This is a genomic window from Rhodococcus sp. ENV425 (genome assembly GCF_002887785.1).
Taxonomy (GTDB): Bacteria; Actinomycetota; Actinomycetes; order Mycobacteriales; family Mycobacteriaceae; genus Rhodococcus; species Rhodococcus aetherivorans.
In genome coordinates this window covers 1-11531 of sequence record NZ_PCZU01000273.1, presented here as the reverse complement: position 1 = coordinate 11531, position 11531 = coordinate 1, and the positions used below count along the sequence as shown (strand labels likewise).

General features: G+C 63.9%; 6 protein-coding genes and 3 pseudogenes. 6 read left to right on the top strand and 3 right to left on the bottom strand.

The window, feature by feature from the left end; all coding sequences use genetic code 11:
• Nucleotides 1-219, bottom strand: a pseudogene (locus tag CQZ88_RS31915) (ATP-binding protein); the annotation flags it as partial.
• A 99-nt stretch (nt 220-318) separates the two neighbouring features.
• On the opposite strand from CQZ88_RS31915, the pseudogene CQZ88_RS26010 reads away from it, so the two are divergent.
• Nucleotides 319-1889 (top strand): annotated as a pseudogene (locus tag CQZ88_RS26010) (IS1634 family transposase).
• Here CQZ88_RS26010 and CQZ88_RS31910 read toward each other — a convergent pair.
• Nucleotides 1882-2217: pseudogene (locus tag CQZ88_RS31910) on the bottom strand (ATP-binding protein); the annotation flags it as partial. The pseudogenes CQZ88_RS26010 and CQZ88_RS31910 sit on opposite strands and share 8 nt — an antisense overlap.
• Before the next feature lie 434 nt (nt 2218-2651).
• Nucleotides 2652-3728, bottom strand: coding sequence for a DNA cytosine methyltransferase (locus tag CQZ88_RS26000; protein ID WP_102800524.1), 1077 nt, complete (start codon nt 3726-3728; stop codon nt 2652-2654).
• 342 nt (nt 3729-4070) lie between these two features.
• On the opposite strand from CQZ88_RS26000, the gene CQZ88_RS25995 reads away from it, so the two are divergent.
• From CQZ88_RS25995 to CQZ88_RS25975, 5 genes are all read left to right on the top strand, one after another.
• The gene (locus CQZ88_RS25995; RefSeq protein ID WP_102800523.1) at nt 4071-6674 is read left to right on the top strand and encodes a Z1 domain-containing protein; all 2604 of its coding nucleotides are present in this window, start codon (nt 4071-4073) and stop codon (nt 6672-6674) included.
• Nucleotides 6675-6781: 107 nt separating this feature from the next.
• Nucleotides 6782-7663 carry a PD-(D/E)XK motif protein gene (locus tag CQZ88_RS25990; protein WP_102800522.1) on the top strand — a complete coding sequence of 294 codons (882 nt, stop codon included), beginning with the start codon at nt 6782-6784 and terminating at the stop codon, nt 7661-7663.
• The gene (locus CQZ88_RS25985) at nt 7660-9543 is read left to right on the top strand and encodes a hypothetical protein (RefSeq protein ID WP_146034372.1); all 1884 of its coding nucleotides are present in this window, start codon (nt 7660-7662) and stop codon (nt 9541-9543) included. The genes CQZ88_RS25990 and CQZ88_RS25985 overlap by 4 nt, the downstream gene beginning before the upstream one ends.
• Entirely contained in the window at nt 9540-10433 is an 894-nt protein-coding gene (locus CQZ88_RS25980) for a hypothetical protein (RefSeq protein ID WP_102800520.1), read from the top strand. The genes CQZ88_RS25985 and CQZ88_RS25980 overlap by 4 nt, the downstream gene beginning before the upstream one ends.
• Nucleotides 10430-11224, top strand: coding sequence for a DUF6339 family protein (locus CQZ88_RS25975; RefSeq protein ID WP_102800519.1), 795 nt, complete (start codon nt 10430-10432; stop codon nt 11222-11224). Before CQZ88_RS25980 ends, CQZ88_RS25975 begins: the two co-directional genes overlap by 4 nt.
• The last annotated feature ends 307 nt before the right edge of the window (nt 11225-11531 follow it).

Sequence of the window (11531 nt, the reverse complement as noted above, 5' to 3'; positions counted from 1 at the left end):
GTTGTGCAGATACGCGAGTCCCGCGAGGGCGTCGGGCTGATCTGCGACAGCGCGCGCGAAATCGCTCAGGTAGTCGCAGTAGCCCTTGACCTGCGCGATCGGGTGCAGTTTCGGGCCGCCCGGCATTCCCGCCACCTCGACGAGTTCGGGATCGTCCTCGAAGCGCCGTGCCGCCGACCATTGTTTCAGTTCAACGACGACGTACGACCTGAGTTGCACCAGGTGAGCCGGTTCTCGGGGTGGTCCCGCGTATCTGTGCAGGTAGAGGCGGTGCGTGTTCGGAAAATGGCACACTAACGGCTCGATAGACTCCGCCCTGTGGCCGCCTACATCCGCAAAGTCCGCACCGCCTCGGGAGCAACCGCGGTGCAGATCGCGGCCAAGCAAGGCCGCCGGGACAAGGTCCTCGAGCACCTCGGGTCCGCCCACACCGACAGTGAACTCGCCGCCCTGCTCGAGATCGCTCGAACAAAGCTGCTCGCCGGCCAGCAAGAGCTCGACCTCGGCCTCGGCGCCACCAGTGCAGCACCGACGATCACCGGGAAACGATCCCGCTGGCTGATCGAGTCCATCGCTGCTGCGTGGCGACACCTCGGCTTCGACGTGGTCGACAACGAAGCGTTCTTCCAGCTGGTCGTGGCCCGGCTCGTCGAGCCGACGTCGGTGGCGGACGCGGGCAGAGTGCTGCGCGAGATCGGGATCGCCCCGGCACACCGCAACACCTTCGTGCGGACCCTGCAGCGATGCACCGCCGACGGCTACCGCGACGACATCGCGCAACGCTGCTTCGCCCATGCCGCCACCGCAGGGGACCTGAACCTGCTGCTCTACGACGTGACCACCTTATACTTCGAAGCCGACAAGGAAGACGACCTGCGCAAGGTCGGGTACTCCAAGGAGCGCCGGGTCGATCCACAGATCGTCGTCGGGCTGCTCGTCGATCGCACCGGATTTCCGTTGGAGATCGGGTGTTTCGAAGGAAACCACGCTTCAGACCCGCACCATCGTGCCCATCGTGCGGCAGTTCCAGGCCCGCCACAGTATCGAGGGTATGGAGATGGTCATCGCCGCCGACGCCGGGATGCTGTCGGCGACGAACCTGAAGGATCTCGATGCGGCCGGACTGAAGTTCATCGTCGGCTCGAGGGTGACGAAGGCGCCGGCGGATCTGGCCAGCCATTTTCACTGGAACGGGGACGTGTTCACCGACGGACAGATCATCTTTCGCCGTGACCCCACGGCACGCCAAGAGCACGGTCAACGACATCGGTCGCCGCGGCGAGCCGGTGTGGGAGCCGACCGACACGTCGGCGTGGCGGGCGATCTGGGCGTACTCGGCCCCGCGTGCCGTGCGGGACAACCAGACCCTGAACGCGCAGGAAGCCCGGGCCCGGGAGGTCGTCGACGGCACCCGCACCACCCGCACACCGAGGTTCGTCAAGACCACCACGAAGGGCAAATCCCTCGACAGCGACGCTCTGGCCCGGGCGCGGTCACTCATCGGGCTGAAGGACTACGTCACCAACCTGCCTGTCTCGCTGATGAATCCGCGGGAAGTGATGAAGAAGTACCACGATCTGTGGCACGTCGAGCAGTCGTTTCGGATGTCGAAGACGGATCTGCGGGCCCGTCCGATTTTCAGCCACACCCGGGAATCGATCGAGGCGCACCTGACCATCGTGTTCACCGCATTGGCGATCTCACGGTATCTGCAGGATGCGACCGGGATGTCGATCAGGAAGATCGTGCGGACCCTACGACCTCTGCAGGAAGTCACCGTCACGATCGCCGGCCACGAGCACACCGCCTTCGATCCGCTCACCGACGACGCCGTGCACATCCTCGACTCCCTCGGCATCGCGAATCCCCGCCCGGGGTTGGCACACTAATCTGGTGCAACTCGGGCGCCGACCATTGTTTCAGTTCAACGACGACGTACGAGACCGCTCCGGTGACAGGATGCGCACCGGCGAGCACGACGTCGGCACGCTGCGAAGTGAGCGGGAGATGGTACTCGACCAGCATCTCGACATCGCCAAGGCCGGCATCGACCAGATCCTGCGCGAGAACCGGCAGGCTTCGGCTCCACGACTTCTGCTCGGCCTCACTTGGGCGGCGGCCGGTGTGAAACAACATCTGCTCCAACAACTGCTCCGCCACTGAATCGGGTCGATCGAGATCGACGATCCGGCGGGCAGATGTACGAAGCAGCGTCACGGTCAGGTCCCCTGGGCAGCACGAATTCAGTCGTGCGGGTGGGGGCATGTCCGTAGCTGCTCATCGCAGCGGAAGTCCGTCGGGCCGCAGTGGAAGGTTAGCGGAGGGGCAGGCTCCGTTGGCACCCGGCAGGGTGCGTGTGTACGACCCGAATTAGCTCATGTTTTCGGGATGAATGGTTGCCTACGCCTGTGACCTGCTGATTCTCGTCGAGATCGGTCTGATTTCACGCACTAACGAAATGAGCCAACGTGGGAAATCGACAGGTTGAACACCGTCACAATTGGGCCCCGATCGATGAGTAGGGCGCCGCCATGCGAGTGAGCGCCGGCTCAATGTTAGGGGCAGTGCTATTCTCGCGCGCTAATATGTAGATGGTCGCCGTTCACGCGGACTCGTCGATCGGACTGGTTCCTATACCCAAGATGTCGGGGCTATCCCTGGCGCACTGCTCGAGCAATTATCTTCCCGATGGCGCATCCTAAGGGAATCGGGACAGCGTTGCCGATTTGCCTCGCGATCGCGGTCTTGGATCCCACCCATTGATGATCCTCGGGAAATCCTTGTATGCGGGCTGCCTCGTAATGTGTAATTGCCCGGTTCTCGGAAGGATGTATATATCGACCCTTTTCCGGCTTGAAGAACTCTGTCCGAATTGTGACCGACGGTCGATCCCAGTGTAAGCGTCCCATTACATCGGCCGACCCAGACTTGTGATTGCGCCAGCAGTTGGAGAGCAAATGATCTGGGATGTCGAATCGATTTCCGCCTGGAGGAATCCAGCCGAACCGCTCCAGCGAAACTCTCTCATATCGTCTGGTGAGATGCAATTCAGACGATTTGAATGCGCCGGGAAGTGTTTTGCCCCCGAACTCGATGTAAGAATCGGGAAGTTCTGTTTCGGTAACCGTTTGTGCGACACCATCGAGAACCTCACGCACAGTAACATGCGTGTCGATGTGCGTGGGCTCGGGCATGCCAGGGGAGGGTAGGTCTCGATGCCACCCGACGACAATGGTTCGTTTGCGTACTTGAGCGGCTCCAAAATGAGCGGAATTCAAGACAAACGCGTTGAAATCGTAGTCCTCAAGCTTTCCCCCAGGTTCAGTACTTCGGCGGAACAATTCAAACTCTGGCGAATGCAGGAATTGGGGGACGTTTTCCATTATGAAGTAGCGCGGTGTCGCGCGGCGGACTGTCTCGGCATACTGCGACCAGAGCGTATTTCGTGCATCCGCCGCGTCCTGCCGTCCCAGTGAGGAGAACCCCTGACACGGTGGACCGCCAGCGACCACATCAACGTCGGGAACATCCTCGTCAACCAGCCAGTCCTCGATCTTGCCGGCATAGACGTGGGTCCGAAATGTAGTGGCGAAAGTCGCTGCCGCCGCGACGTCCATCTCAACTGCCAGGATTGGCTTGAAGCGCTTGTCTGCAGCATGCAGACCTACGGAAAGCCCTCCGGCACCTGCAAAGAGATCGAGGGTGCGGATGACTGAAGCTCGCGGCATGGGCACACCATAGCCTGCGGTTCAGACAGCAATCGAACAGTACCCGATGCGCTTCGGCACGATCCTTCCGGAGACACCTGAGATCCGACAATGACGGTAGGCGGGAGCCCCCGCTAGTCCACCGTGGATCGTCGTCTCCCTCCCCACGTCATCGGAGGCCTCACGCTGATCGCTCGTTGGAGGTGACACTGTTCGGCCTGGAACGGCTGCCAATCGACGACATCTCGCCGCCGTTCGATGGAGGATCGGACAAGGCCGGGATCGAGCCCTATATCCTCTCCTTCGATGCGGCCACGGAGGTCGGTGTCGATCATGAACAGGCGCATGTCCTTAAGGGGGCGAATGACAACCGACGAGATTTCAGACGAGCAGGTGGAGCAGCTGTACGAGGTGTTCCTCAAGTTCACCGAGTCGATGACTCCTCACGATGCCGTGAAGAATCTGCGGTTGTTCGGAGCGGACGAATCGGTGATCAAGCTGGTGCGTGAGAAGCATGACGCCGAGAGCCTTCGGATTCGTGAACTCGATGAGCCGCCGTCAGTGTTCCTCCACGGACGGCCCACCTGGTACACGGGTCCGGACATGGACAAGGACAAGAACTGGCCTGCCCTTCTGGGGTCCATGCGGAAGAAGGACTTCGGGGAGGAGAACATCCGGTCGGTCGACGAGTCCTCGACGAAGATCGTCGCCTTGCTCGACCACCCAAAGCAGGACGAGTTTCGGACTCGTGGGCTCGTTGTCGGCTTCGTCCAGTCCGGCAAGACCACCAACTTCACCGCCGTGATGGCGAAGGCCGCCGACCGCGGCTACAAGCTGTTTATCGTGCTGTCGGGCATCCATAATGCGTTGCGCCGACAGACCCAGATTCGGCTCGTCAAGGACCTGGTCGACTCAAACCCGGGGCAATGGCACCAGGTCACCAGCGAGACCCAGGACTTCGTCCCGCCGCCGAACCCGAAGGCCTTCTTCGCGGCCAAAGGGCAGTGCCTGCTGCTAGTGGTGAAGAAGAACCCCGTCGTTCTCCGCAAGCTCAGCAAGTGGCTCGGCTCGGCAGGTGAGTATCTCGAGAAGTGCCCGACGCTGATCATCGACGACGAGGCCGACCAGTCTACGGTCGCCACCCCGAAGATCAACCCGCTGCTCTTCGACGTGCTGAACAAGTTTCCGCAGGTCGGGTATGTCGGATACACGGCGACGCCGTTCGCGAATCTCCTGATCGACCCGTCGGTCGAGGAGGATTTCTACCCCCGCGATTTCATCGTCAACCTGCCCCAGCCCAACGGGTACCACGGTACCGAGGTGCTCTTCGGGCGTGATCTTCTCGCCGGTGAGGATCCTGAGGACCTCCCCGGTGGCTGGGACATGATCCGGGAGGTCCCTGAGGACGAAGTCGACGATCTCAAACCAAAGAACAAAAAGGAAGCGGCCGATTTCGAACCGGCGATCACCCACTCCCTCCGTGCTGCGGTGGAGTGGTTCTGGCTGGCCACCGCCGCTCGTAGAGTTCGCGGCGGCGGCAACCCGCATTCGACGATGCTCGTGCACACGACCACCGAAACGCGCGTGCACGAGGCGTTCAAGGAGCCTCTGCTGCATCTACGTGCTCGGACACTGGAGCGGTTGGACGCCAGCGACATAGTGTACGTGGAGCGTCTGCGTGCGACGTGGGATCGGGAGACCGCTCGGGTTTCGGCGAGCGACTTCGGGGAAGAAGGGGTGCCGTTCGAGCAGGTGCTCGGCGAGCTCCGAAACGTTGTCCGAGACACCCGCGTGATCATCGACAACTACCGCAGCAAGGACCGCCTGAACTATGAAGCTGGCCCGGTGACGGCAATCGCCGTCGGCGGCAGCACCCTCTCCCGCGGTCTCACCCTCGAGGGCCTGGTCTCGAGCTTGTTCGTCCGCGCAGTGTCTGCCTACGACACATTGCTGCAGATGGGTAGGTGGTTCGGGTATCGGAACCACTACGCGGATCTGCCTCGGATTTGGATGACCGACGAGCTCGCCGGGTGGTTCAGACACCTCGCAACGGTCGAGGCGGACATGCGGCAGGACATCAACCGCTACATGACGTCCAACGAGACCCCTCTGACCTTCGCCGTCCGTCTTCGGTCGCACCCCAAGTTGAGCATCACATCTAAGGCGAAGATGACGAGCGCGGTTCTCGCACACGCCGCGTATGGCGGACAGCTCGTGGAGGCGCGGTTCTTCGACGTCTCCGCCGCAGGGCGTGAGTGGCTGGCCGGTAACGCGGCGGCCGCCCGGGCCCTCGTGGCGGCCGCTGCTAAAGACGGCGTCCGCCATGAGCATGTCCGGAAGCAGACGGCGCTTTTCACCGACGTTCCTTACGACGACGTCATCGACTTCCTTAGAGCCTACGAATTCCACCAGGAGTCGTCGGACGGCGACCGCGACCGCCTCGTCAGCTACATCACCAAGCGGGTCCGGGCAGGAGCCCTGCTGCGCTGGAGCGTCGCTGTGATCGGGAACGGCCGGGACGAGACCGAGCCTCGGGACATGGGTGGGGGAGTGTGCGTGCGGATGGTCAAGCGCGCCCGACTGGGGCAGAAGGACCAGGTCCTCGGTGATGTCGCAGATATCAAGACCTTGAGCAGCCGGCGGGACGAGACCATTGATCTCCTCCTCGACGGACCGGTACCGGCGACGCACAAGGAGATCCTCGAGCTGCGGCAGAAGCAACGTCCCGATCAGGGCCTCTTGCTGATCTATCCGATCGAACCCGAGTCCGACACCGGGGACAAGGTCGGCCGTCGACCCCTTGCCGCGCCGACCGACGACGTCGTGGTGGGGGTCACCATCGTGTTCCCCGAGCCCCGCCCGGGAAGCATGGATTCCGACGTCGAGTATTTCAGCGCCGATTTGTCCAATGTCGCGGTCGAAGTGGAAGACGACTCCGTTCTTGAGCAGGACGACGAATCCTTATGACGGTCAACGGTGGACAGCTCCAGCACCTCTGGACCGCCGTGGCCGCACAGCCGGCGACGAAGGCGTTCCGGACAGCCTAGGTCGGCGTCAACTCCGTCCGCGGTCCATTGCTCGCCGCGGTTGACCGCTCGGGCCGGCGCGCGCTGCTCATTCCGATCCTGGCGAAACAGACCCTGCAAGAGGATCTCGACGGTCAGGCGGTTGTCCTGCGCAGGCGCGCGTTGGAGGACGAGCAGAGTTACCGCACGTACGCGTGCCTGGAGCTGGTCGACGCAGATCAGGCAGATCTGTTCACCGCGTTGTGTGTCGAGATAATCGAGCGGGTCGCCGCGCACCCGGACAAGGCCGTGGCCGGGCTCCGGAAGGCGCTTTCCGACTGGAAAGCTCTCCTCGCCGGTGCACGCGAGACGCTGTCGCCGTCCGTCTTGGCCGGGCTGTTCGGTGAGCTGTACGTGCTACGCGAAATGCTTGGGCAGGATCCGGGCGCTGTCGCGTTCTGGACCGGCCCGGAGCGGATGGCACAGGACTTTCACCTCAGGGTCGACGCCGTCGAGGTCAAGACCACGATGGCCGCGGAGGGGCGTCGGGTGCAGATCAACGGCGCCACGCAACTCGATCTCGCGACGCCAGGACGGCTGATCCTCAGATGGTTCCGACTCGGGACGGGGCAGGGCATCTCGGTGCCCGCACTCGTCGACGAGATCATGGAACTGTCGGACGACCCGCCCGCATTCGGGAAGCTCCTGCAGGAGTATGGCTATCGCGAAGCCGAGAGCGAGATCTACGCGCGGCAGTTGTTCGAGGTCCTCGAGCACCGTGCCTACGAGGTCGGACCGGCCTTCCCCCGGGTCGTCGCGACCAGCTTCGTAGGGCACGCGGTGCCTGCTGGCGTCGAAGATATCGTCTATGTCGTCGATCTGGACTGCGCCTCTGCGGCCGCGGTCCGCCTCGACGACGAGGAGCTTGCGCAGTTCATGAGGCAGTCGTGACGACACCGCAGTGGTGGTCTCAGCCCTTCCCTCCGACCGGCGCGATTGCGTCGGAGGGCATCCGTAATCAGCTCGGCCGCCCCCCTGTGGACCCGTTGACAGTGTTTGTCCGGGAGACCGCGCAAAACTCCTGGGATGCCCGGCTGCCGGGAGTGCCGACGACCTACCGGCTTGAGTTGACGACCGTTTCGCCGACCCACCGGCCCGCGTGGGAGCGGCTGCTGACCCCGTCTCCACAAACCCAGCCTTTCCTTCGGGTCCGTCAGGCCCTGCGGACCCCGAACCTCAGGCTACTGTCGGTAGTGGACCGGGGCACCAAAGGCCTCGGCGGGCCGACGCGCGCGGACGAGCTCGCGCGAGACCGTCGGGACTGGGTCTCATTCGTGCTCAATGTCGGCGAAAAGCGGGACACCGTCCAGGGCGGTGGCACGTACGGCTACGGCAAGGCCGTGCTCTATCGGCTCTCACAGGTCGGGACCATTCTGGTGTACACCCGGACCGAGATTGCCGGCGTCGGGCTGACCTCTCGACTCATCGGCATCGCTCTCGGCGACTCGTACGACAGCCGCGAGCGCGCCGACGCGCAGGCCCGCCCGTACACTGGGCGCCACTGGTGGGGCGACGTCCAGGGCGAGCACGTCGAGCCGCTGGTCGGCAACCAAGCGGACAGCATCGCGCGGATGCTCGGACTGCGTCCGTTCGCCGAGCACGAGTCGGGCACCACCTTGATCGTCCTCGATCCTGATCTTGAGGATTTCGACGACATCGAGTCGGCGGCGCAACACCTTGCCGACACCATCGCCTGGCAGCTGTGGCCGATCATGCTCCCGGAGCGGGGTGACCGGCGCTTGGTCCCGGAGGTCGTCGCGGGCGGTCGGACGTACGCCGTTCCCGATCCGGCGAAGACCTATCCGCTGCGGATGTTCGTCTCCGCCTATCGCCGTCTGGCATCCGATCGGGGGATGGCATTGGAATGCAAGAGCCCTCGCAAGTTGTTGGGCCGTTTCGCAATCGACAAGGCCGTGGTAGTTCCGCTGTCTCCCGATTCGGTGCCGTTGGCCGCCAGCTACGCGGGCGTGGACGGGGATCCGCATCATGTCTGTCTGATGCGCTCGCCCGAGCTGGTAGTTCAGTACTACAAGGGGCCCGAACCCAGTTCGGTGAACAAAGCATACGCGGGCGTCTTTCGAGCCGACGACGACCTCGATGAAACCTATGCAGCTGCCGAACCACCGACCCACGACCAGTGGGTGCATGAGCAACTCACCGGCCACTCCAAGACTTTCGTGAAGGTCACCTTCACCAGGATCAGAGAACAACTGTCAGCGTTTCGAACTTCGGTGACGACCACCACTGCGTCCACGAGTGGAGTCGCATTAGGTGCCGCGAGCAACTTTCTTGGTGGACTCGTCGCGGCAGCGTTCGCGACTGAATCCGACGGGTCGGATGCCGGCGGTGACGGTGACGCTGTCATGGGCAGCGGCCGTGGTGTCGCCGGGGGTGTCTCCGGCGCCGGTCGAGCGGGTCGATCCTCGCCGAATCCGCGGGATCGAGTTCGCGTCGGCGCCGTCGGCGAGCCCCGCGTCGAGGAACGCGACGGTGATGTCGTCGTTGTCCAGCGGTTCGCGGTGACCGGACCGGCCCCTGTTCGCCTCAATGCTCGTCTAGCCGTGGCCACCTGGGAGGGCCGTGAGGGAGAGGCACCGGCCGGCGCAGCCGTACCCACGGTTCGCTGCTGGGTGACGCCCGCGGGTGTGGAGCAGACCGAGGCGTGCATGGTGGATAGCCCGTGCGAGGTCGACCTTGTCGTCGATCCCGTGCCGGACACCGTGACCGACATCGCGGTCGTCGGCTCCACCGTCGGAGAGGATGCCGCATGAGTCGGGCGTTTCCGTTCACTCGTCCACCGGCGGACGTCGTCGTGGCAGGACCGTGGTCCCGCGCAGCAGCCGACGGTACCGAAGAGCTTCCGCGGGAACTGCCCGACTGGGACTACGACACCGTCCTCTCGATCCGCCGGCCGGTGCAGGTCGACGGCCTGCGCGCACGTCGGCTCAGTGGACTCGTCGACGATGCCGACCTTGACCTCACCGTCCGCTGGGCGGCATCGAGCTCCGCGCTGCGAGGGCGGGCGTGGCGTGCCAGGGTGCCGGCGCGCGACGGGATCGAGTTGAACATCGAGTTCGACCTCGACGGTGATGAACTCGGCGGCATCCTCGAGCTCGACACCGTCCTCACGTTGCGCCGGTCCACCGACGGCGCCTCCGCGGCCGCGGCCCGCCGCCCGGGTAGTGTGCTGTGGAACGACAAGTTCTCGACCCGGTTGCAGGGTGACGCAGTCCTGTTCCCGCTCGCGATCGTCGACTTCCACGACCTGCCCTACCCGACCAGAGCCAGCTGGTACCTTGAGGTCGGTGAGGATCTTGAGGCCGCCGCACTCGGGTCCATCCTCCTGCTCACCAACGAGCGGCGGGAGATCGTAGTCAACGCCCTCGCCGGTGCGGGCTCGCCCACCGATGCCGATCGGAGGGTCCTCTCCACCCTACGCACCGATGTCCAACGAACCCTCATCGAGCGAGCGCTGACGCACGAAGATTTCGCCGACGACGTCGACTACCCGACAGGATCGTTGGGTGCCCTACTCGCGGCCGTGCTCCGTATGACCTTCCCGGCGTTCACCTTAGAGGCGCTGCGGCGCGAGCGACTGTCTGAGCCTGCGCTGTTCACGAGCCGCATCCAGGACGCTACGAATCTCTTGGCGGCGCCGTGACCAGTGTGCTCTACCCGCGTCTCCTCGACCGAGCCGCCCGCGAACTGCACCAGCAGTACACGCACGCGACCCTCGAGCAGCTGCACGATCGTGCCGCGTTCGCTCATCGGTCCGCGGTGTTCGCGGCGACGGGTGGACGTCGGGTCACCGAGGACGAACTCCACGATCTCAGAGATCGAATCGTCAAGGCGGCGGAAAACGCTGGCTTCCCGGAGGAGGGTCGGCGTGCGGACCGTGCGAGCTTCGACCTGGAAGTCGCCCAGCTCCTCCACGAGCGATCCGGGTTGGTGGCAGCCGAAGCGTCCGTCCGCTCGATCTGGGCATTCCTCGCCCTCGTGCTTCTCCCGGACGTCTCCTATTGGCGCTACCCCAGCCCTCCGGCAGACCGAGTCATCGGCACGGACATCACGCGCCACGTCTGGGGACGCCTGTGGTGGCGCGCGCACCTCCTCGTCCTGCCTCAACAGGTGGAGCGCTATCGACTCCTCGACGCATTTGGCGAGGCGGCATTCGACCAGATCTTCGCTCGGCGCAAGTCCTTGGGCGGCAGCCGTGCACTTGTGCGGGCGCTCGCCGAGACCTGGCCCAGCATCGAACGCAGTGGTGTGAACGACCGCCAGCTCCTGCGTGACGTGCTCAAGCGACTCCTCCGAACGAGCGGAGTCGTAGAGTTCGAAGCCCTGGATGAAGACGAGCTTCGGCGACAGGTTGCCGAAGCAGCGGCCGAAACGGTGGCCGTCCTCGCCGAGGACACTCCACCGTCGGGGCGGCAGCATGCCCGGTACGGTTAGGTGTTCCTGGCCAGGATGCCTGGCACCAAATGCGTTGGTTCTAAGAGGGAACCGCTGCGCGGATAGGAAAATCTGCATCTTGGTGTTGGGAGGAACTGCTGGAGCGATGTACCCTGTGCCGAAGCCGTACCCGAGGAGTTCCGTGACGAGGCCGTGCGTGTGGTGCGCACTCAAGCGCCGATCCGGCAGCTGAAGCAGATTGTCGCGGGTTTCGTCTCGTTAGTGTGCGAGTTCAGAACCCCGAGTTCCGGTCTAGGCGGCCTGCATGTCGATAAAGTGATGAGGCTCATCGAAAGTGCTCAACTGT

Bases quoted from the DNA above. Each gene is read 5' to 3' on its own strand.
- CQZ88_RS26000 (WP_102800524.1), bottom strand. From the start codon at position 3,728: ATGCCGCGAGCTTCAGTCATCCGCACCCTCGATCTCTTTGCAGGTGCC.
- CQZ88_RS25995 (WP_102800523.1), top strand. From the start codon at position 4,071: ATGACAACCGACGAGATTTCAGACGAGCAGGTGGAGCAGCTGTACGAG.
- CQZ88_RS25980 (WP_102800520.1), top strand. From the start codon at position 9,540: ATGAGTCGGGCGTTTCCGTTCACTCGTCCACCGGCGGACGTCGTCGTG.